Source organism: Nonomuraea sp. NPDC049480, assembly GCF_044465905.1.
GTDB lineage: Bacteria > Actinomycetota > Actinomycetes > Streptosporangiales > Streptosporangiaceae > Nonomuraea.
The window spans coordinates 1-19,057 of the sequence record NZ_JBITMD010000006.1; the positions used below are offsets into that span (position 1 = coordinate 1).

Consider the following 19,057-nt stretch of genomic DNA (forward strand, 5'->3'; position numbering starts at 1 on the left):
GGTTTGCCCTCGCCGAAGTTGTGCCACAGGCCGAGCGAGATGGCCGGGAGGAGCAGGCCGCTGCGGCCGCATCTGCGGTACGGCTGACGTTCGTAGTCCAAAGGATGACCTTCCCACCGATGAAAACGTTTTACGGGGCCACGTTACCGATGGCCGAGAACCTTCTCCACTTCACCGGCCCCGGGTCGACCTCGCCCACGGCCAGGACGACGTGCCAGGCCCGGCCCGCCGCCGCCCGCAGCACCGTGCGATAGAAGTCGGGCCGGTGGTTGTAGCCGGTGCCGAGCGAGACCAGCGCGACGGGCAGATCGCCGGCGGCTCCGATCCGCCCTGGTAGGCACGCTCGGTGAGGGCCGGGCCGACGGCCCCACCAGCACATCGGCCCGTCATGAACCACCAGGCCGGGACGCTCGGCCCGCTCCAGCCGGCCGAGCGTCGCCCTGGTCTCGTCCAGCAGCAGGCCCATGGCCCGGATGAACTCCTTGCCGCGCATCTGCGGCGGCTCGATGTCGCGTCCCTCCCAGGTGGAGGTGATCGGCACGACCTCGGCGCCGGTGTCGGCGACCCGCTCGGCGAGCGTCCCCGTGGTGGCGTAGGTGACGCGGTGGCCGCGCCCTGGACATGCCGGAGCTGGCGACCGTGCGCTACCACCTGGACCGGCTGGCGCAACCCTAGTTCTTTACTGATCTGTACAGAATCCGATTACCTCCCCTCATGGGCAGGCCGCGCGAGTTCAGTGACAGGGCGGTGGTCGACGCCGCGATGGAGGTGTTCTGGGAGAAGGGCTACGAGGCCACCACCACCCAGGACCTGTGCGCCCGCACCGGGCTCGGGCGTGGCAGCCTCTACAACGCCTTCGGCTCCAAGCACCGCCTCTACGAGGAGGCGATCCGCCGCTACGCCGAGACCCGGGCCGAGGCCCAGCTGGCGATGCTGGCCGAGCAGGGCTCGGTGCGGGAGCGGCTCAGGGACCTGATGCTGGGCGTGATCGACGCCGACATGGCCGACCCCGGGCGGCGCGGCTGCCTGGCGCTCAACGCCGCCACTGAGGCGAGCGGGCGCGACGAGGCCGTCGCCGGGCTGGTGCGCCGGCAGTTCACCGACCTGGAGCAGGCGCTGCACCGGTTGGTGGCGATCGGGCAGAGCACGGGCGAGCTGTCCGGCGACCGGCCGGCGCTGCAGGTGGCCCGGGCGTTCCAGAGTGCCTACTACGGCCTGCGCGTGCTCGCCAAGGTCACCGACGACAGGAAGGCCCTGCTGGACGTCGTCGAAGGCGCCATCGCCGCCCTCTGACCAGCCACGTAGCCGCTATGGGCATCTTTGTGCCCGTTTTCTGTACTGAACAGTCAAGAAAGAGAGTGACGTCGATGCGATCAGGTGTGGTTCCCTCGCTGATGGTGTGCGTCTTCGGCATCACGACGGGCCCCGCCGGGACGGCAGGCGTCGGCGGTGTCCAGGCTCGCGTTCGGCATGAACCTGTCGATGATCCTCGGCGCGCCGATCGGCACCGCCATCGGCGACGACCACGGCTGGCGGGCGACGTTCGCCGTCATCGCCGCGTGCTGCGCGCTCGGATTCCTGCTGGTGTGGTGGGTGGTGCGCGACGTCGGCGGGGCGACGCCCGCCACGTCCGCGGTGGCGGAACTGCGCGTGTTCCGCAGCCGGGACGTGCAGCTGGCCATCGCCGTCACCGCCGTGGCGAACGCGGGGCTGCTCATGGTGTTCACGTTCTTCGCGCCGCTGGTCACCGAGGTCGCCGGATTCGGCGCCGGCGCGGTCGCGGTGCTGCTGCTGGTGTACGGGGTCGGCGCCGCCGCCGGCAACCTGGTGGGCGGCCGGCTGTCGGACCGCGCGCCGATGCGGTCGCAGCTCGGCCTGCTGGCCGCCCTCGCCGGGGCGCTGGTGCTCATGTGGGCCGCCGGTGCCGGCGCGGCGGTCACCGCGGTCATGGTGTTCGTGCTCGGCGCGCTGGGCTTCTCCGTCATCCCCGGCATGCAGGCGCGGGTCCTCACCACCGCGGCCGCGGCGCCGACCCTGGCCATGGCCGTGAACGCCTCCGCCTATCAGCTCGCGGCAGCCTTCGCCGGCTGGCTCGGAAGCCGGGTCATCGACGGCGGGCTCGGCCTGCGCTCGATCTACCTCGTCGCCGCCCTGGTCACCGCCGCCGGGATCGCCGTGAGCGGCTATACCTGGGCCCGCGACCGCCGGGCCGTACGCGCATCCGCTGAATCCCCTGTGACGTGAGTCAGAAGCGAAGCCGCGCCCGGACGGCACTCAGCGTGCCGTCCAGCGTGGTGTGCACGACCTCGCCCGGGCGCGCGAGCCGCGCCTGCCAGCGGACGTCCTCGACCCGCCGGTACCCCGGGTCCGCCCCGATCGTCAGCCGGCGGGCGGGGTTGTCCAGCGCGGCCCCCAGCTCCAGCAGCGCGATGGGCTGATCGCTGTCCCCCGGCGGGAACCAGAACATCGTCAGCACCTCCGGCAGGTGCAGGTGGTGATGCTCCCACGCGATCTGCGCCGGCGCCTGCGCGGGATCGTCGATCGGGAAGCGGCGGCGGCGCGGGTTGAGCACGATCGCCCCGAGCCGCCCGAGCTCGGCCGCCGCCCGCCGCTGCCAGTCCTCGACCCCGGTGATCCCGCCCGCCAGGAAGACCGCGGGGGGATCCCCGGCCGCCGGCTCGTAGGGATCGGGGGCCTCGTAGTACGTGCGAATGACACTCATGGACTCATGCTTATTGACGTGCTCCTCCACATGAATGAATGTGGAGGATTCCTGTGCTGCTTACGCAGCAGCTCGCACCGCGGGTGCGGGCGAGACTGTGGGACAGGATGCTTGACGCTTCACAGGCCCCGGTATCCCGGAGTCTCCACGTCCTGTGACCGCCCGTCCGGCGGCAGAGTTGTACCGATGAAGCTGGTTTCGGGCGGCGTTGGTATCAGCGTTGCCGATCCATCCGCACGCCAGGTTCTTGCACGCGAACCGCGACTGCGTTTCGCGTGATCCTGGAGTGGTGGTGTGGCAGCGGTGGCACTCTTGGCTGGTGCCGTGCGGGCGGACCTTGGCGACCAGGCCGCCACGGTCTGTGGTCTTGTAGGTCAGGAAGTCCACCGTCCGGCCCCACGCCTCGCCTGCGATCGAGCGGTTCAGGCCCCGCTTTTGGGCGACGTTGGCCCCCGGCTCCTGCACAGTCCCAGACGCCGAGGCCATCATGTTGGTGATGTTCAGGTCTTCGACCAACCTCGCGCTGAATCGCCGCGCGAGGTTGGTCGTGCTCTGATGCTGCCAGTCGACGGCTCGGCGCTTGGCTGTCGCGCGGAGCCGGGCGATCTGGTCGTAGGTGCGGCGTTCCCGGTTGGAGACCGGGTCGCCTTTCTGGCGGGTGGCACGCTGACGGGCGCTTTTGCGCTCCAGGCGCAAGAGCCGCTCGCTCTCCCCGCTGGTGAGCCACGGGCCGTGCCGAAGGTGTTGCCCGTTGGAGAGGGCGAGGGGGACCGTGATGCCCCGGTCCATGCCGGCCTTCGGCCCGGTGTGCAGGACGGGTGCGGATACCTGCAGTTCGATACGGAAGACGATGTTCCATCCGTGGGCTTCTTTCACCAGGCGAGCCCCGGTGACCCTCCCGGATGGTCCGCCCTTGGTGAGGCCGGGCAGGTCTTTTGTCCACCGGAACTTCACCCGCCCGACCTTGGGCAGGTTCACCGCGCCCCACCTGCGGTTGATCCGGGTGATCTGCAGGTCGCGGGCCTGGGGGACGTCCACGGCCGGCCGGGATCGGAACCGGCCCTTGAACGTCGGGCGCTTGGCCGGGTGGTCGGGGTTGAAGAAGTTCGCCCACGCCTGCCGGTAGGTCTTCAGTACGGCTTGCGCGGCCTGAGCGGGGAGCTGTCCCATCCACTCGATCTCGTGGCGGGCTTGGCGAATCGCCGTGTCGCACTCCTGCAGTGATGCCAGCCGGCCCTGGCGGAAGGTGGTGAACTCATGAAGCAGGTTCCACAAGGCACGCGCGGTGTGGGCTTGACCGTCCAAAACGGCCACCTGGGCCGGGCTGAGGTCGAGTCGCGCCACGTGTGCACGCGTCCGCTTCACCTTCTCCACACACTGATCATCTCATTTGGTTTATGTCACCGCGATGGAATCCGAACCCCGATGTGAGAACGGGACGGCATGTCGTCTACAGCCTCCACGCCCATTTGGTTTTTGTCACAAAATATCGGCGTGGGGCCTTCACCGACGAGATGCTGATCCGCTGCGAGGAACTCATGCGCGAGGTATGCGCAGACTTCGAGGTCGAACTGCGCGAGTCAACGGCGAGCACGACCACGTCCACCTGCTGGTCCACTACCCGCCCAAGGTCGCCCTGTCCAAACTCGTCAACTCGCTGAAGGGGGTCTCGGCCCGGATGCTTCGCAAGGAATACAGCGCACACGTCCGCAAATACCTTTGGGGCGGACATTTCTGGTCTGGTTCCTACTTCGCCGGGTCGGTAGGCGGGGCGCCGCTCACCGTGCTCAAGCAGCACATCGAGCAGCAGAAACGACCTGTGTGAGTGAAGCTGCCGGCAAACCTGAAAGGTCAGGGCACACTCGCGCCCCAGCGGGCACTCCCGCGTGGGCCTTCACCCCCGGCGTGAACGCCGGAGCACTGGCCCACATTCTGGTAGATGACCGATCCATCCATCGTGCGGTTCTACAAGGACAACGGGTACGCGCTGGTCAAAGGCCTGCTCACCAAGGAAGAGGCGCGGGCGTACCGGGAGGAGTGCCATGGGGTGCTGGCGCGGCTGCGGCGGACGGACCCCACCTGGGGCAGCGCCCGCGAGATCGCCGGCCGCCCCACCGAGCTGCGGCACTGCCACGACGCGCAGTTCTACTCGGCGGCGTTCGCCCGGCTCATGGTCGATCCGCGTTTCACCGACGTGGCGGCGGCCCTAATCGGGTCGGAGAACGTGCAGCTCCACCACACCAAGATCTTCGTCAAGCCGGCGGAGAAGGGGTCGCCGTTCCCCCTGCACCAGGACGCCGCGCATTTCCCGCACACCAGGCACACGGTCGGGGCGGCGATCTTCCACTTCGACGACGCGCCGGAGGAGAAGGGGTGCGTGCGGGTGGTGCCGGGCAGCCACAGGAACGGGCCGCTGCCGCACATCGAGGAGGGCGGCTGGCACCTGCCGCCGTCGCAGTGGCCGCTGCAGGACGCCGTTCCCGTCGAGGCCGAGGCGGGGGACGTGCTGTTCCTCGGCTATCTCACCGTGCACGGGTCCGGGATCAACCGGGCGGACGAGGCCCGTACGACCCTGCTCATCCAGTTCCGCGACCCCGAGGACCCGCCCGCCGGCGACGTGCACCACTCGCGCGGACAGGGGATGATGCTGCGGGGCGTCGATCCGGCGATGCGCGGAGGGTGAACAAACCATGCGAGCGCGATGGATGTGGGCGGCCCTGGCCGGGCTCGTGGCCGTGGTCGTGGTGGTGGTCGTCGCCGTCGTGGTGTTACCCGGCTCCCCGGCCGGGGAGCGAGCGGGCGGCGCGCGGATCGTGGCGCGGGAGCAGGCCGGAGAGCGCGGTCAGGACCTCACCGTCCGGTCCCCGGGACTCGGCCGGGAGACTCCCGTACGCGTGCTGCTGCCGGAGGGGTGGACGCGGGGGTCGGGCCCGTGGCCGGTGCTCTATCTGCTGCACGGCTGCTGCACCTCCAGCCACCTCGTCTGGGTGGACGAGGGCGGCGCGGAGCGGCTCACGGCCGGGCTGCGGGCGATCGTGGTCGTCCCCGAGGGCGGCCCGGCCGGATGGTATTCGGACTGGCTCCGCGGCCCGAAGTGGGAGACCTACCACGTCAAGGAGCTCATCCCGCTGATCGAGGCCGAGTACGGCGCGGGGCCCCAGCGGGCGATCGCCGGGCTGTCGATGGGCGGGCTCGGCGCCATCGGGTACGCCGCCAGGCACCCCGGCACGTTCCGAGCGGCGGCGTCGTTCTCCGGGGTGCTCGACACGACCGGCGACCGCAGCGAGACACGCGCCCTCGTCAGACGCAACGGCGAGAACCCCGACGACCTGTGGGGCGACCCCCACAGGGACAGGCACGTGTGGGAGGCCCACAATCCCACGGCGCTCGCCGCGCGGCTGAAGGACGTCCGGCTCTACGTGTCCTGCGGCGACGGCCGGCCGGGCCCGCTGGACCCGCCCGGCGCGACGGCCGACTACGAGGGCGCGCTGCTGGACCAGGCGCTGACCTTCGCCGAGCGGGCCAAGGCGGCCGGCGCGCAGGTCACCACCGACTTCTACGGCGCAGGCACGCACAGCTTCCCCTACTGGGAACGCGCGCTGGAACGGGCGCTCCCGATGCTGCGCGCGGCCATCGGCGCGTAGCGCGTTCAGGCCTTGAGGTGCAGCGTCGCGGGATCGACCGCGTGGCGCAGCGGGCGCCCGGCCGCGATGCCGGCCACCTCCGCCACCGCGCCGGCGGCCAGCCGGTGCAGTTCGGTGCCCACCGAGCCGGCCACGTGCGGCGTGAGCAGCGCCCCCGGCAGCGTGAACAGGGCGTCGTCCGGCTCGATCACGTCCAGCACCGCGTAGACGCGGCCGCGGGCCACGGCCTTGGTGAGCGCGTCCTGGTCCACCAGCGAGGGCCGGGCGGTGTTGATCAGGGTCGCGCCGGGGCGCATCAGGCCGATCTCCTCCGCGCCGACCAGGTGGTGGGTCTCGGGCAGCGCCGGGGCGTGGATGGTGACCACGTCGCTGCGGGCCATCAGCTCCGGCAGCTGCACCAGCTCGGCTTCCAGCCCGTCGGCGGAGCCGAGGGTGGGGTCGTACAGGAGGGCGTGCAGGTCGAAGGGGCGCAGCAGCTCCAGGAGTTTGCGGCCGACGGCGGAGGCGCCGATCACGCCGACCGTGCGGCTCGCGTTGCCGCCCGCCGACCAGATCGTGTCGAGGCCGGGCGCGCGCCGGCTCTCGGTGTACGCCCGCGACAGCTGCCACACCTGCTTGTTGGCCAGCAGGATCATCGCCAGGGTGTACTCGGCCACGGGGACGGCGTTGGCCGCGGCCTGTGAGCTGACCTGGATCCCCCGGGCGAACACCTCCGGCCCGGCGATCCACTTGACCGTGCCGGCCGTGTGCACGACGTACCGCAGGTTCGGCGCGGCCTCCAGGGCCCGCGCGTCCAGTGGCGGCGCGCCCCAGCCGGTGAGGAGGATCTCCGCCCGCGCCAGCGCCGGGCCCTCGTACGCGGTCAGGACCAGCTCCGGGTCGATCTCGACGTGCCGGCGCAGCTCCGCCAGCAACTCGGGGGTGAAGAAGCGCTCGACCTGCGAGGGCGGATCGAAGACGAAAACCGCGATCATCCAGTCTGCTTTCCGTCGATGGGTGCTTGCCGGATCGGGCCGGGGTACGCCACGAGTGTTTCATGATCGGCCGTGGCCATGGGGGACAGGCGCGGGCTCAGTGCCGGTGGTATTGGTGGACCACCGCGTGCCCCTTGCCGCGCGAGATCATCCACTTGTTGATCGGCGTGGTCAGCACGAACGCCACCAGCAGCGACCCGGCCAGCGACCCCCAGAACAGCCAGCTGGCCAGGCCCGCCTCCATGGCGCCCGGCACGGTGAGCATCACCAGGTTGTCGAGCACCTCCATCACCGCGATCGACACGGTGTCGGCGGCCAGCGCGACCTTCAGCGCCGTGCGGAAGTTCACCCCGGCGCGCAGCACGCCGCGCATGGTGAGCGCGTATCCGAACACGAACGCCAGTGCCACGGCCAGCACCACGGTGGCGGCGTTGGACATGCCGGCCGCGGTGCCGATCACCATGCCGAGCACCTCGCCGATGGCGCACCCGGTGAGGCAGTGCGCCGTCGCCTGCGCCGCCATTCCCCAGGTGGCCGTGGCCGCGGCCGCGTTCTCGTGGTGTTCGTGGTGTTCGTGAACGCCGTGGTCCATGCGAAGTCTCCTCGGTAGTCGTATCAGAATACCCAGGCGGGGTATAGGGCAACGCTACTCGCACCCTGCCCGGAATGTCTACTACGTATGCTCGTAGACGCCGGCACCGCCGGGATCGGCGGCCGGGAAAACCGGTCGCCGAGCGCCCGGGACCCGCCCTAGCGTGATCACCATGCCGGACCTGCCCGACCATCCGCCGGACCGCCCCCAGTCGTGGGCCGACTGCGACCCCGACATCCGCGACCACGTCACCGGGACCCTCGACGCGGCCGGCGTCCCCCTGCTGGGCGCCTACCTGCACGGCTCGCTGGCCATGGGCTGCTACCACCGGGCCAAGAGCGACCTGGACCTGCTGCTCGTGACCCCCGGGCCGCTGACCGGCGCGCAGCGGGCGAGCGCCGCCCGGGCCCTCGCCCTCAGGAGCGCGGGCCGCCCGGTCCTGGGCGATCTGGAGGTGTCCGTCCTGACCCGCGAGCAGGCGGCGGCACACGAGCATCCCCGCCCGTACGAGGTCCACTACTCGTCCGCGTGGACCGAGGACATCCTCGCCGGCCGCGTGGACCACGACGCGCCGCGCGCCGACCCGGACCTGGCCGCCCACATCACGGTCGTCAGGGAACGCGGCGTCACCCTGCTCGGCCCGCCCGCCGGGTCCGTCTTCGCACCCGTGCCCCGGGACGACTACCTGGCCGCCATCACCGACGACCTCGCCTGGGCCGTGGAACGCTTGCCGCAGTCGCCGTACTACGGCGTGCTCAACGCGTGCCGGGTGCTCGCGGTCCTCGACGGCGGCCCGGCGACCGTGCCCAGCAAGGAGGAGGGCGCCGCCTGGGCACTGGGCGAGCTCCCGCACGCCCTGCGGCCGATCGTCCGGCAGGCGCTGAGCTGCTACCGCAGCGCGCGCCCGGTCTCGGCGCAGGACAGGGAGACCGACGGGCACGCCTGGGACGAGGACGCGCTGCGCGCGTTCGGCACGTACGTTCTGCGCCGGGCGGGCCCGTCCCCGCACGGTCAGGCTGGTGCGGTGGCGCCGTCAGTGGCCGTGCCCGTGGCCGACGAACGCCCCCGCGGGCTTGCCAGGCGGCACCAGGCCGAGTGACACGACGGCCGCGACCCCGGCCGCCACGGCGCAGAGCGTGAGCCCGGCGACGAACCCGCCGATACCCGTCGATCCGGGCGCCAGGCTGGAGGCGGCGACCGTGGAGACGACGGCCACGCCGATCGAGCCGCCGAGCTCGTGGAAGGTGTTGATGACGCCGGACGCGACGCCGTTCTCGCCCGGAGGGATGTTCGCCATCGTCGTCGTGGTGGCCGTCACGAACGCCGGCCCGATGCCCAGCGCCGCCAGCGCGAACCCGGGCAGCAACGTGGCGTACGCGTTCGCGTCGGGCGAGATGCGCGTCATCAGCAGCGCCCCCGCCGCCGTCACCACGAACGAGCCCACCGCCACCGGCCGCCCGCCGAGCCTGCCGATGAGGTGCCCGCCGAGTTGCGTGCCCAGCGTGATCGCGATCGCCACGGGGAGGAAGAGCAGCCCGGTCTCCAGCGCGCTGAAGCCCATCACGTGCTGCAGGTAGAGCGAGCTGAGGAAGAACAACCCCAGCATCAGGCCCGTGGCCAGCAGCATGACGAACGTCCCTGAGATCACCGGGCGCCGGGCGAGCGTCTCGGCGCGCATCAGCGGCGCCCGTACCGACCGCTCGACCACCACGAACAGCACGTAGCACAGCACCGCGCCGGCCAGCGGCAGCAGCGTGCCCGCCGACCCCCACCCGGCGTCGCCCGCGGTCACCAGCCCGTAGATCAGCAGCGCCGTCGCCGTCGTGACGACCAGGGCGCCCGGCACGTCGAGCCGCTCCGGCCTGCCGGGCGCGGCCGGCACGACGGCGGGCACGGCGGCGAGGACCAGCAGCCCGATCGGCACGTTCACGAAGAACACCCAGGTCCAGCCCGGACCCGCGGTCAGGATCCCGCCGAGGAGCACACCCAGGGCCGCACCGGTGCCGCCGATGGCCGCCCAGACGCCGAGCGCGCGCCCGCGCCGCTCGCCGTGGAAAGTGCTGGTGATCACGGCCAGCGCCGCGGGGGAGAGCAGCGCCGCGCCGACCCCCTGGAGCCCCCGGCCGGCGATCAGCACGGCGCCGCTCCCGGCCAGCCCGCACATCAGCGAGGCCGCCGTGAACAACCCGAGCCCGGCGAGCAGCGTCCGGCGGGCGCCGAGCGCGTCGGCGAGCCGCCCGCCGAACACCATCAGGCCGCCGAAGCACAGCGTGTACGTGGTCACCACCCAGGTCAGCGACTCGCGGTCGAGCGCCAGCTCCGCGCCGATCGTCGGCAGCGCCACCTGCACCACGGTGATGTCGACGATCAGCATGAACTGCGCCAGGCAAAGCAGGACCAGCACGGGCCATCCGCCCGCCCGCGCCTTGACGGGAGACGTGTCGGTTTTCATCCAGAACCTCCGCTAACTCGTACACTCATGTTCAAGTTAGCACACACGGCGAACCATACGCAGGTAGGGTTTCTGGAAGAGCCGTCGGAGGAGGGACCTCGCAGGCAGGAGTGCTCGCTACCGGGCTCGTCGGCAGTGTTCGGGCCTTCAGGCCGGGGCCGACTAGCCCGCGTAGCGGGGGCAAGAGCAGCCGATTCGCCGCCAGGCGGACCGGCGTCCTCCGGGCTCAGACCGGTCGATTCTGCTGCTCGATGTACTGGCGCACGATCGACAACGGTGCACCGCCGACAGAGCCGGCGAAGTAGGAGCCCGACCACAGTTTGCTGGCCCGGTAGTAGTGGGCGGCCAGTTCGGGGAACTCTTGCCGCATCCGCCGGGATGACACTCCCTTGAGGCTGTTGACCAGCTTGGACAAAGCGATCTTGGGCGGGAAATTCACCAGAAGATGGACGTGGTTGTCCGCGCCGTTGAACTCTCGCAGTTCGGTTTCGAAGTCGGCGCACACGGAACTCATGATCGCTTCCATGCGGGTCAGGTGGGTGCCGGCGAAGACCCGGTGGCGGAACTTCGTCACGAAAACCAAGTGTGCGTGGAGCATGAAAACGCAGTGCCTGCCGGTCCTGATATCACTGTATTCGGCCATAGCCCAACTGTAGGATGAGGCCGTGCAGCTTCGTTACTCCTTCCGCCTGGACCCGGCCCCCGCCCAGCGCATCGCGCTGGCGCGAGCGTTCGGGTGCGCGCGGGTGGTGTTCAACGACGCACTCGCGCTACGCCGCCAGGCGCACACCGACGGGCTGGCGTTCATCACCGATGGCGAGCTGTCCAAGCAGGTCATCACCGAGGCCAAACAACGTCCCGATCGGGCGTGGCTGGGCGAGGTGTCGGCGGTGGTACTCCAACAGGCCCTCGCAGACGCCGCCATGGCCTACCGTAACTTCTTCGCCAGTCTGTCCGGCAAACGCAAGGGACCGAAGATTGCCGCGCCTCGGTTCCGCTCCCGCAAGGACAAGCGGCAAGCGATCCGGTTCACCAAGAACGCCCGGTTCAAGGTCGGGGAGAAACTGACCCTGCCGAAGATCGGTGACATCGCGGTCCGCTGGTCACGCCCCCTGCCGTCCGATCCGTCCAGCGTGACGGTGATCAAAGACGCGGCGGGCCGGTACTTCGCTTCGTTCGTGGTCGAAGTCACCGAACGGCCCCTGCCCCGCATCGAGGCTGAGACCGGTATCGATCTGGGGCTGGGGCATTTCGCGGTGCTGGCCGATGGCCGGAAGATTGACTCGCCCCGGTTTCTGCGCCGGGCGGAGAAGAAACTCAAGCGCCTTCAGAAGGTGTTGTCGCGCAAGGAGAAGGGATCTGCGAACCGGGTCAAGGCCCGCAGGAAAGTGGCCCGTCAACATGCGAAGGTCGCCGATGCGCGCCGGGAGTTCCACCACCAGACCTCCACGCGGATAGTTCGCGAAAACCAAGCGATCTATGTGGAGGCCTTGGCGGTCAAGGGGCTGGCACGCACGAGGCTGGCCAAGAGCGTGCACGATGCGGGCTGGTCGGCGTTCGTGAGCATGCTGGAGTACAAGGCGAAACTGTACGGTCGCGCCTTCGCCCGGATCGACCGGTTCCATCCCTCCTCCAAGCTCTGCTCGGCGTGCGGGAACCTGGCGCAGGTGATGCCGCTGAACGTCCGGGAGTGGGAGTGCGCCTGTGGCGTGAGGCATGACCGGGATGTGAACGCCGCGATCAACATCCTGGCCGCCGGGAGGCGGCAGGTCGCCGCTGGACGGAAACCCGGACCTGAGATGGGCGGGAAGCGGAGACCCGAAACGCCTGTGGAGGCAGGTAAGACCCCACGCCCAACGCGCAAGCGCCGGGCACGGGGCGCGGCCGATGAAGCAGGAAGCCACCGAAGTGCCGCATGACACCATGTGGCACAGGCGGAATCCTCGGGATTCATCCCGAGGAGCGCGTCAATCGGTGCGGGACCGCACGCCGGACGTCAGGAGCGACAACATCGTCGTGACCAGCACCCGCTCCACTTCCTCGGATGCGATCCGCCCCGCCTCACGCTCCTGCGCGGCACTGTGGATGATCGCGAAGAACGTCGTCACCAGCCAGGGCAATGGCAGGTCGGTACGGAAGTCGCCGTCCCGCTGCCCGCGCACGATCAGCCGCTCCACCCGCCGCAGCGGCCGGTCGTGATGCTCCCTCATCCGCTCGGTGGCCATGACCCGATCAGCGGCCACGAACAGGCGGCGATGCCGGTCGAGGATCTCCCACGACGACCGCAGCAGGGCGGCCATGGCCTCGGGCGCCGGCGCCGTGTCGATGGAGGAGTCTTCCAGCACCGTGTCCGCCACCCCGACCGCGTGGTCCATCACGGCGTCCACCAGCGCCTCCCGCGAGGGGAAGTGCCCGTACAGCGTGACCCTGCCCACCCCGGCGGCCTTGGCGATGTCGGCCACGCTGGCGCCCGGATCGGCGCTGAGCAGGCGGGTCCCGGCCTCGAGGATCGCGGCGATGTTGCGCTCCGCGTCGGCCCGCCGGGCGGGTACGGGCTGCCGGGCGGGTACGGGCTGTCGTGCCGCGGTCTTCCCCATGCGACCACCCTACGACGCCGGGCGCGGAAGGCCGCACGACACGCTTGCATCGGACGCGGCGTCAGGGTCTACCGAGCGTTCGGCGGACGGGCACCGCGTCTCCGCCCCCGCGGACGTACGCGCAGCGCGGGACTGCCCCGGCCGCGCGTGCCGGGGCCGGCGTGACGTCGCTACCGCCGGGGAAACGTACGATCGTAGGCCAGGTCGAATGTCTGCTTGACCCAGCCGGGGGCGCCGCGCCGGCCGTCCGGGTCTGGGATCTCGCCGCCGACGATGGAGCGGCGGATCTCGACGATCTCGCGCGAGCGGTCCCGCCGCTCCGTCACGTGGCCGCCGTCCAGGACCAGCTCGATGACGTGCTCGTACTTCCAGCCTGGAGCGAAGCCCATGTGCATGTACAGGCCGCTGATGAAGTCCCGCGCGGCGAGCAGCCGGCCCGAGAACGGGATCTCCAGCCGCAGCGGCGCCGCGGTGTATTCGCCGTATCCGTCGTCCGCGAAGCCGGCCCCGAGGAATCTCGGACGGGCGGAGACCGGATGGCCGTGTACCGTCGTCTGCGGGCCGAGCGTCAGGGCGTGGAGGTGCAGGCGGCTGTCCCCCACCGTGTAGGCGCAGATGTGGCCTCGCCAGCAGCCGGTGTGCAGCATGGCGACCTTGATGCCGTGGCGGGCGGGATCGAAGAGGGGGCCGCCATCGATCGCCACGATCGCGTGCTCCGTGCCGTCAATGGCGACGGTGTCCGGGATCTGTGCGGTCACCGGGGCAGGGTCTCACGCCCTTCTGTAATCGGGTAGCCGTGGGGTGGGCGGGCACGGGAGCATGGCGGGTGATGGACGAGCGGCGCATGATTCGCATTTCGAAGTACCTGGCCCGGCATCTGCGGCACGATCCGCAGCGCATCGGCATCACCCTCGACGAGGGCGGCTGGGTGCCCGTCGACGTGCTGCTGGGGGCCGCCGCCGAGCACGGGTTCCCGATCACGGCCGCCGAGCTGTGGCACGTGGTGGAGTCCAACGACAAGCGGCGGTACACGATCGAGGACGGCAGGATCCGGGCCAGCCAGGGGCACTCGGTGCCGGTGGACCTCGACCTGCCCGCCGTCCAGCCGCCCGAGATGCTCTATCACGGAACCGTGGCGCGGTTCCTGGGGGCCATCAAGGAGGAGGGGCTGCGGCCGATGAGCCGCCATCACGTGCATCTGTCGCCGGACCGGGAGACGGCGACGCGGGTGGGGGCGCGCCGGGGTGTTCCGGTCGTGCTGGTAGTGGGGGCCGGGGCGATGCACGCCGACGGGCACGTGTTCCGGCGCAGCGCCAACGGGGTGTGGCTGGTCGATCACGTGCCGCCCGGTTACCTGCGCTTCCCGTCGTGAAGGGCGTCGCGGGCGGCCATCAGGGCGAAGCCGAGCAGATTCAGGCCCTGCCACGTCGCCGGTGAGGCGGCCCGCTCGTCGCCGGCCGTCAGCCCGATGCCCCACACCCGGTCGCGCGGGCTGGCCTCCACGAGGACCCGGTTCGCCGTGCCGAGCAGGAACGCGCACAGGTCCGCGTGCTGCCCGAACTTGGCGGCGTTTCCCCGCACGACGATCCCGAACCGCCGCGCCTCCCACGTCGCCTGGTCGAAGCCGCGTACGGTGCGGCCGAGCGTCTTGGCCTCGCCGGGGTGGCCGGCCGCGAGGATCTTGGCCGCGCTCTCCTCGTCACCGAACAGCCATGCCTTGTGCGCCATCATGTAGTGCTCGGCCGAGGCGAACGCGTGCCCGTCCTCGGTGAAGGTCACCGGCCACCACTGGCTGAGGCAGCCGGGGCCGACGCCGCCGTCCCGGGAGGGCTGGTGGCCCCAGAAGTACAGATATTTGAGCTGCCGGCCGGATCGCTCGGCGGCGACGGCCTCGTCGACGGTCATGGGGAGATCGGACATGTCCCCTACCGTGCCACAGGTCTCACCGGGCGGCGCGGCGGAGCCGGTCGGAGAGCTCGCGGAGCACCGGCACCAGCTCCGGCGGGTCGAGGACCTCGAAGTCGAAACCCTTGACCGCGATGTAGACGGCCAGCTCGTCGAGCGAGTTCGAGCCGGTGGTGTACAGGCACGTGTCCGCGTCCACGGCCTCCAGGCGTCCGGCACCCGGAGTTCGACCACGGCGGGCACTTCGCCGCCCTGGAGACGCCCGGCGTGATGGCCGCCGAGCTGCGCGCGTTCTTCCGCTCCCTCTCCTGACCTGCCCCGCCGCTGCCTTGGAGAGGGGGCGTCGATTCGGGGCCATCCGCCTGGCCTGTTACCTTAGTGCGCGGTGCGCCGGGAAGTCGGGTCGGCTCGGACTGTCGGCTGAGCTTCTCGCGGAGGGCGTTCACGGTGTGTGACGCGTATGGCGGTGATCGATGATGGCTGCGGCACCGCCGTTCTTAGCCAGGTTCGGGCATCCGACCCAGGCGGTGGCCGCCGGCTTCGGGCTGGCCATCGGGATCGGCACGGCCCTGCTGTCCCTGCCCGTCGCCACCACGACGGGTGAGTCGGCCGGCTGGGTGACGGCCATTTTCACGGCGGCCTCGGCCGTCTGCGTGACTGGACTGGTGCTGGTCGACACCGAGTCGCACTGGTCGGTGTTCGGCGAGCTGGTGATCGCCGGGCTGGCCCAGGTGGGCGGCCTCGGGATCATGACGATGGCCACGCTGTTCACCCTGCTCGTCTCGGGGCGGCTGGGGCTGCGGGCCAGGATCGCGGCCCAGGCGGAGACCAAGACGCTGAGCATGAGCGACGTGCGTCAGCTCGTGCGCAAGGTGGTCCTGTTCAGCCTGGTGTGCGAGCTGGTGGCCGCCGCCGTGCTCACCGGGCGCTTCGTCATCGGGTACGGCGAGCCGTTCGCCCGTGCGCTCTACCAGGGCGGCTTCCACGCGGTCATGGCCTTCAACAGCGCCGGGTTCACGCTCTGGCCGGACAGCCTCATGCGGTTCGTCGCCGACCCGTGGATCTGCCTCACGATCGCGGCCGCGGCCATCGTCGGCGGCCTGGGCTTCCCCGTGGTGTTCGAGCTGGCCCGCCACTGGCGGCGCCCGCGCAAGTGGACGATCCTGACCAGGATCACCGTCGGGGCGACGGTGTTCCTGCTGGTGCTCGGCACGCTGGTCTTCCTGGCCACCGAATGGCGCAACCCGAAGACGCTCGGACCGCTGGACGACTCAGGCAAGCTGCTGGCCGCCTTCTTCACCGCCGTCATGCCGCGCTCGGCCGGGTTCAACACGCTGGACATCTCGCAGATGTACCCGTCGAGCTGGCTGACCACGGATCTGCTGATGTTCATCGGCGGCGGCAGCGCGGGCACGGCGGGCGGCATCAAGGTGACCACGTTCGGGATGCTGGCCTTCATCATCTGGGCCGAGATGCGCGGCGAGAGCCGGGTGAACATCGGGCACCGGCGGCTGCCTGAGGCCACGCAGCGCCAGGTCATCACGATCACGGTTCTGGGCGTCGCGCTGGTGGCCTTCTCGACGTACCTCCTGCTCGCGCTCACCCCGCACGGGCTGGACCAGGTGCTGTTCGAGGTGATCTCCGCCTTCGGCACGGCCGGGCTGTCCACCGGCATCACCGCGAGCGTGGGGCCCGCCGGGCACGTCCTGCTGGCTCTGCTGATGTTCATCGGCAGGATCGGCCCCCTCACGCTGGGATCCGCGCTGGCGCTCAACCGGCGCGCCCGCCACTACGAGCTACCCGAGGAGCGTGTCATCGTTGGGTGAGTACACGAGTAACCCGGTCGTCGTCATCGGGCTGGGGAGGTTCGGCTCGTCGCTGGCTCTGGAGCTGACCCGGCGCGGCACCGAGGTCCTGGCCATCGATCACCGGCCCAAGATCACACAGGCGCTGGCGGGGCAGATCACCCAGATCGCGACCGCGGACGCCACCGACATGGAGGCACTGCGCCAGCTGGGCGTGCCGGACTTCTACCGGGCGGTGGTGGCGGTCGGCAGCGACATCGAGGCCAGCATCCTGACCACGTCGCTGCTGGTCGAGCTGGAGATCAACGACATCTGGGCCAAGGCGATCAGCACCCAGCACGGCCGCATCCTCAGCCGCATCGGCGCCCACCACGTCGTCTTCCCCGAGCACGACATGGGCGAGCGCGTCGCGCACCTGGTCAGTGGCCGGATGCTGGACTACATGCAGGTGGACGAGAACTTCGCGCTGGCCAAGACCAAACCGCCGAAGGAGTACGTCGGCCTGCCCCTGGGCCAGTCGAACCTGCGCCGCAAGTTCGGCGTGACGATCGTCGCGGTCAAGGCCCCCGGCGAGGACTTCACCTACGCCACCGCCGAGACCGAGCTGTCCTACGGCGACATCATCCTCGTGTCGGGGCGTACCGAGCAGGTCGAGCGCTTCGCCGAGCTGCCGTGAGGCCCGGTTTGGCTAGGCTGAGAAGCGGAGGCCATTGATGCGCGCACGCGATCTCGCCGTCGAGTTCCCGACGGTCACGCTGGACAGCCCGGCGCTGGAGGCGGCCAAGCTACTGGCCGAGCAGGACCTGCCGGGTCTCATCATCGTCGACGACGACAGCCGGCCGCTCAGCATCCTGCCCGGCACCCAGGTGCTGCGACTGGCGGTGCCACCGTACTGCCAGGATGATCCGGCGCTGGCGCGGGTGGTGGACGAGGCCCACGCCGACCTGTTCCTGCGCAGGCTGGGCGGCAAGACCGTCCGCCAGTGCCTGCCGGAGCAGTCCCGGGAGCTGCCGGTGGCCGATCGGAAGGCGACCGTGCTGGAGCTGGCGGCGCTCATGGCCCGCACGCGCAGCCCGCTCGCCGCCGTCGTGGACGGCGACGGGCGGCTGGTGGGCGCGGTCACGTTGCAGTCGCTGATGGATCATGCCCTGGAGCTGTGACCGGCCGGCTCTTCGGCTCGCTGGACGCCCCGTATACCGGCGCAGATCCAAGACGACAGCCACGACGGCTGATCAGTTCAGCCCCAACTGTCTCCGGACGGCCTTGATCAGTTCCAGCAGAGCGCCCATCCCGACGCCTATGACCATTTTGGTCTCGCCGGCGACGAGCAGGCTGCGAATGCCTTCCGGCGACGTGGACGGCTGCACCCTGACGAGTTCCTCGATGGACTTCCGGAGGGGCTCCGGGACAGGGCTCCCCAAGGAGGAGGGGCCTCTGCCCCCAGGGCGGCCCCTTAGTGGTTGGTTGGTCACGACGACGTAGAACGGCGGCACGTTGGGATTGCCCATGACGACCTCCTAGCGGGTCGCCCCAGACGCTAGGAAGCGCCTGCCCGGCAGGTCCATGAACAGTTACGGGCGCGAACCTGACGACGGGCCGCGGGAACCTGCCGGATCGGCGCGACGATCCTGGGCACTCGGCAATCTTGATGCTTAGGCTCGTAGCCTGTCCAGAAGGGATCTCCTGCCACCGGTGGCCGTCCACGTCGCGGTTGTCGACCGCCTGCCCATGTATCGGGAGGGGGTCGCCGCCGTCTTGTCCGCTGCAGGTCATGCCGTCGAGACGCCCGCGGATGTGCTGTCATGGGTACGCCACGGACAGCGCCGGGTGGTGTTGTTGACGTTGGAGCGCGAACACGATTGGGAGCTCCTCAGGAACTTGTGTCACACCGGCGGGACGCACGTCGTGATCGCACTGATCGGTGAGGAGTCCGCGGCGCTCGGGGCTCAGGCGATCCACGTCGGCGCCCGCTCGGTTCTCCCGCGTGGAGTGACGGCGGGAATGTTACGCCGCACGGTGGAGGCGACGTCCGAGGGGCAGTCGGTGATGCCGGCGGTGGTGGCAACCGCGCTCGCCGCCGGAACGGGCAGAGCCGGCGCCGCCCCGACGTCTCTCACCACGCAGAAGGTGTCGTGGCTGCGGCAACTGGCGGAGGGGTCGACGGTGGCCCAGCTTGCCAGGCGGGTGGGATATTCCGAACGCGCGATGTTCCGGCTCTTGCAGGCCCTCTACCAGGAGATGGGCGTGTCCACGCGCATCCAGGCGATCGTCCGGGCGCAGGAAGAAGGATGGCTCCGCGCCGAGGCGGACTCTCCCGAGGACGTGCGGGCGGGCTTCAGGCGGACGAGCGGCTGAAGCCCGCGTGC

General features: G+C 70.5%; 22 protein-coding genes and 3 pseudogenes. 12 read left to right on the forward strand and 13 right to left on the reverse strand.

The annotated features are described in order from the left end of the window. Positions 1–101 (reverse strand): annotated as a pseudogene (locus ACIBX3_RS18530) (L-glyceraldehyde 3-phosphate reductase); the annotation flags it as partial. A gap of 29 nt (positions 102–130) precedes the next feature. Further along, on the reverse strand, positions 131–541 hold the full coding sequence (locus ACIBX3_RS18535; RefSeq protein ID WP_397118404.1) for a hypothetical protein: 411 nt from the start codon (positions 539–541) through the stop codon (positions 131–133). 173 nt (positions 542–714) lie between these two features. Between ACIBX3_RS18535 and ACIBX3_RS18540 the strand changes: the two genes are divergently transcribed. Beyond that, positions 715–1,293: a TetR/AcrR family transcriptional regulator gene (locus ACIBX3_RS18540; protein WP_397118406.1), complete on the forward strand. Its 579-nt coding sequence runs from the start codon at positions 715–717 to the stop codon at positions 1,291–1,293. 126 nt (positions 1,294–1,419) lie between these two features. Continuing rightward, positions 1,420–2,244 (forward strand): annotated as a pseudogene (locus ACIBX3_RS18545) (MFS transporter); the annotation flags it as partial. 1 nt (position 2,245) lies between these two features. On the opposite strand, the gene ACIBX3_RS18550 reads toward ACIBX3_RS18545, so the two are convergent. Together ACIBX3_RS18550 and ACIBX3_RS18555 are read right to left on the reverse strand one after the other, a co-directional pair. Continuing rightward, positions 2,246–2,722 carry a nucleoside 2-deoxyribosyltransferase domain-containing protein gene (locus tag ACIBX3_RS18550; RefSeq protein ID WP_397118408.1) on the reverse strand — a complete coding sequence of 159 codons (477 nt, stop codon included), beginning with the start codon at positions 2,720–2,722 and terminating at the stop codon, positions 2,246–2,248. Positions 2,723–2,782: 60 nt separating this feature from the next. Continuing rightward, positions 2,783–4,096, reverse strand: coding sequence for an RNA-guided endonuclease InsQ/TnpB family protein (locus tag ACIBX3_RS18555; protein WP_397118410.1), 1,314 nt, complete (start codon positions 4,094–4,096; stop codon positions 2,783–2,785). Positions 4,097–4,119: 23 nt separating this feature from the next. Between ACIBX3_RS18555 and tnpA (ACIBX3_RS18560) the strand changes: the two are divergent. The 3 genes and pseudogenes from tnpA (ACIBX3_RS18560) (at position 4,120) to ACIBX3_RS18570 (ending at position 6,366) form a co-directional block, all read left to right on the forward strand. Next, positions 4,120–4,547, forward strand: a pseudogene (tnpA, locus tag ACIBX3_RS18560) (IS200/IS605 family transposase). Positions 4,548–4,661: 114 nt separating this feature from the next. Further along, positions 4,662–5,405, forward strand: a complete 744-nt coding sequence (locus ACIBX3_RS18565) for a phytanoyl-CoA dioxygenase family protein (RefSeq protein ID WP_397118412.1) — start codon at positions 4,662–4,664, stop codon at positions 5,403–5,405. 7 nt (positions 5,406–5,412) lie between these two features. Next, positions 5,413–6,366 (forward strand): alpha/beta hydrolase, encoded by a 954-nt coding sequence (locus tag ACIBX3_RS18570; protein ID WP_397118414.1) that lies wholly within the window; start codon positions 5,413–5,415, stop codon positions 6,364–6,366. A 5-nt stretch (positions 6,367–6,371) separates the two neighbouring features. Here ACIBX3_RS18570 and ACIBX3_RS18575 read toward each other — a convergent pair whose 3' ends face one another. Further along, entirely contained in the window at positions 6,372–7,340 is a 969-nt protein-coding gene (locus ACIBX3_RS18575; RefSeq protein ID WP_397118416.1) for a hydroxyacid dehydrogenase, read from the reverse strand. Positions 7,341–7,437: 97 nt separating this feature from the next. Continuing rightward, the gene (locus ACIBX3_RS18580; protein WP_397118418.1) at positions 7,438–7,932 is read right to left on the reverse strand and encodes a DUF4396 domain-containing protein; all 495 of its coding nucleotides are present in this window, start codon (positions 7,930–7,932) and stop codon (positions 7,438–7,440) included. 172 nt (positions 7,933–8,104) lie between these two features. On the opposite strand from ACIBX3_RS18580, the gene ACIBX3_RS18585 reads away from it, so the two are divergent. After that, on the forward strand, positions 8,105–9,031 hold the full coding sequence (locus tag ACIBX3_RS18585) for an aminoglycoside adenylyltransferase domain-containing protein (protein WP_397118420.1): 927 nt from the start codon (positions 8,105–8,107) through the stop codon (positions 9,029–9,031). On the opposite strand, the gene ACIBX3_RS18590 is transcribed toward ACIBX3_RS18585, so the two are convergent. Together ACIBX3_RS18590 and tnpA (ACIBX3_RS18595) are read right to left on the reverse strand one after the other, a co-directional pair. Further along, positions 8,966–10,384 carry an MFS transporter gene (locus ACIBX3_RS18590; RefSeq protein ID WP_397118422.1) on the reverse strand — a complete coding sequence of 473 codons (1,419 nt, stop codon included), beginning with the start codon at positions 10,382–10,384 and terminating at the stop codon, positions 8,966–8,968. The genes ACIBX3_RS18585 and ACIBX3_RS18590 overlap by 66 nt on opposite strands. Positions 10,385–10,610: 226 nt before the next feature. After that, positions 10,611–11,027, reverse strand: coding sequence for an IS200/IS605 family transposase (tnpA, locus tag ACIBX3_RS18595; protein ID WP_397118424.1), 417 nt, complete (start codon positions 11,025–11,027; stop codon positions 10,611–10,613). Between the two features lie 22 nt (positions 11,028–11,049). On the opposite strand from tnpA (ACIBX3_RS18595), the gene ACIBX3_RS18600 reads away from it, so the two are divergent. Beyond that, positions 11,050–12,303, forward strand: a complete 1,254-nt coding sequence (locus ACIBX3_RS18600) for an RNA-guided endonuclease InsQ/TnpB family protein (RefSeq protein WP_397118425.1) — start codon at positions 11,050–11,052, stop codon at positions 12,301–12,303. 48 nt (positions 12,304–12,351) lie between these two features. On the opposite strand, the gene ACIBX3_RS18605 is transcribed toward ACIBX3_RS18600, so the two are convergent. Together ACIBX3_RS18605 and ACIBX3_RS18610 are read right to left on the reverse strand one after the other, a co-directional pair. Next, positions 12,352–12,981, reverse strand: a complete 630-nt coding sequence (locus ACIBX3_RS18605) for a TetR/AcrR family transcriptional regulator (protein ID WP_397118427.1) — start codon at positions 12,979–12,981, stop codon at positions 12,352–12,354. Between the two features lie 170 nt (positions 12,982–13,151). Further along, the gene (locus ACIBX3_RS18610) at positions 13,152–13,739 is read right to left on the reverse strand and encodes a hypothetical protein (protein ID WP_397118429.1); all 588 of its coding nucleotides are present in this window, start codon (positions 13,737–13,739) and stop codon (positions 13,152–13,154) included. A gap of 71 nt (positions 13,740–13,810) precedes the next feature. On the opposite strand from ACIBX3_RS18610, the gene ACIBX3_RS18615 reads away from it, so the two are divergent. After that, positions 13,811–14,353, forward strand: coding sequence for an RNA 2'-phosphotransferase (locus tag ACIBX3_RS18615; RefSeq protein WP_397118431.1), 543 nt, complete (start codon positions 13,811–13,813; stop codon positions 14,351–14,353). Here the strand turns inward: ACIBX3_RS18615 and ACIBX3_RS18620 are convergent. Together ACIBX3_RS18620 and ACIBX3_RS18625 are read right to left on the reverse strand one after the other, a co-directional pair. Then, a complete protein-coding gene (locus ACIBX3_RS18620) occupies positions 14,332–14,901 on the reverse strand; it encodes an NADAR family protein (RefSeq protein ID WP_397118433.1) in 570 nt (189 codons plus the stop codon). The genes ACIBX3_RS18615 and ACIBX3_RS18620 overlap by 22 nt on opposite strands. A 22-nt stretch (positions 14,902–14,923) precedes the next feature. Further along, positions 14,924–15,085, reverse strand: a complete 162-nt coding sequence (locus tag ACIBX3_RS18625; RefSeq protein ID WP_397118435.1) for a hypothetical protein — start codon at positions 15,083–15,085, stop codon at positions 14,924–14,926. A gap of 277 nt (positions 15,086–15,362) precedes the next feature. Here ACIBX3_RS18625 and ACIBX3_RS18630 point away from each other — a divergent pair, with 277 nt between their 5' ends. From ACIBX3_RS18630 to ACIBX3_RS18640, 3 genes are read left to right on the forward strand one after another with little or no spacing between them, the layout of a single operon-like run. Beyond that, positions 15,363–16,712, forward strand: a complete 1,350-nt coding sequence (locus ACIBX3_RS18630) for a TrkH family potassium uptake protein (RefSeq protein ID WP_397119320.1) — start codon at positions 15,363–15,365, stop codon at positions 16,710–16,712. After that, positions 16,705–17,367, forward strand: a complete 663-nt coding sequence (locus ACIBX3_RS18635; RefSeq protein ID WP_397118437.1) for a potassium channel family protein — start codon at positions 16,705–16,707, stop codon at positions 17,365–17,367. Before ACIBX3_RS18630 ends, ACIBX3_RS18635 begins: the two co-directional genes overlap by 8 nt. A gap of 37 nt (positions 17,368–17,404) precedes the next feature. After that, the gene (locus tag ACIBX3_RS18640; protein WP_397118439.1) at positions 17,405–17,851 is read left to right on the forward strand and encodes a CBS domain-containing protein; all 447 of its coding nucleotides are present in this window, start codon (positions 17,405–17,407) and stop codon (positions 17,849–17,851) included. Positions 17,852–17,923: 72 nt separating this feature from the next. On the opposite strand, the gene ACIBX3_RS18645 is transcribed toward ACIBX3_RS18640, so the two are convergent. Further along, entirely contained in the window at positions 17,924–18,199 is a 276-nt protein-coding gene (locus ACIBX3_RS18645) for a hypothetical protein (RefSeq protein WP_397118441.1), read from the reverse strand. 184 nt (positions 18,200–18,383) lie between these two features. Here ACIBX3_RS18645 and ACIBX3_RS18650 point away from each other — a divergent pair, with 184 nt between their 5' ends. Then, a complete protein-coding gene (locus ACIBX3_RS18650) occupies positions 18,384–19,046 on the forward strand; it encodes a hypothetical protein (protein ID WP_397118443.1) in 663 nt (220 codons plus the stop codon). The last annotated feature ends 11 nt before the right edge of the window (positions 19,047–19,057 follow it).

Bases quoted from the DNA above. Each gene is read 5' to 3' on its own strand.
- ACIBX3_RS18615 (WP_397118431.1), top strand. From the start codon at position 13,811: ATGGACGAGCGGCGCATGATTCGCATTTCGAAGTACCTGGCCCGGCAT.
- ACIBX3_RS18585 (WP_397118420.1), top strand. From the start codon at position 8,105: ATGCCGGACCTGCCCGACCATCCGCCGGACCGCCCCCAGTCGTGGGCC.
- ACIBX3_RS18630 (WP_397119320.1), top strand. From the start codon at position 15,363: ATGGCTGCGGCACCGCCGTTCTTAGCCAGGTTCGGGCATCCGACCCAG.
- ACIBX3_RS18540 (WP_397118406.1), top strand. From the start codon at position 715: ATGGGCAGGCCGCGCGAGTTCAGTGACAGGGCGGTGGTCGACGCCGCG.
- tnpA (WP_397118424.1), bottom strand. From the start codon at position 11,027: ATGGCCGAATACAGTGATATCAGGACCGGCAGGCACTGCGTTTTCATG.
- ACIBX3_RS18570 (WP_397118414.1), top strand. From the start codon at position 5,413: ATGCGAGCGCGATGGATGTGGGCGGCCCTGGCCGGGCTCGTGGCCGTG.
- ACIBX3_RS18580 (WP_397118418.1), bottom strand. From the start codon at position 7,932: ATGGACCACGGCGTTCACGAACACCACGAACACCACGAGAACGCGGCC.
- ACIBX3_RS18550 (WP_397118408.1), bottom strand. From the start codon at position 2,722: ATGAGTGTCATTCGCACGTACTACGAGGCCCCCGATCCCTACGAGCCG.
- ACIBX3_RS18565 (WP_397118412.1), top strand. From the start codon at position 4,662: ATGACCGATCCATCCATCGTGCGGTTCTACAAGGACAACGGGTACGCG.
- ACIBX3_RS18640 (WP_397118439.1), top strand. From the start codon at position 17,405: ATGCGCGCACGCGATCTCGCCGTCGAGTTCCCGACGGTCACGCTGGAC.
- ACIBX3_RS18620 (WP_397118433.1), bottom strand. From the start codon at position 14,901: ATGTCCGATCTCCCCATGACCGTCGACGAGGCCGTCGCCGCCGAGCGA.
- ACIBX3_RS18645 (WP_397118441.1), bottom strand. From the start codon at position 18,199: ATGGGCAATCCCAACGTGCCGCCGTTCTACGTCGTCGTGACCAACCAA.
- ACIBX3_RS18605 (WP_397118427.1), bottom strand. From the start codon at position 12,981: ATGGGGAAGACCGCGGCACGACAGCCCGTACCCGCCCGGCAGCCCGTA.
- ACIBX3_RS18575 (WP_397118416.1), bottom strand. From the start codon at position 7,340: ATGATCGCGGTTTTCGTCTTCGATCCGCCCTCGCAGGTCGAGCGCTTC.
- ACIBX3_RS18590 (WP_397118422.1), bottom strand. From the start codon at position 10,384: ATGAAAACCGACACGTCTCCCGTCAAGGCGCGGGCGGGCGGATGGCCC.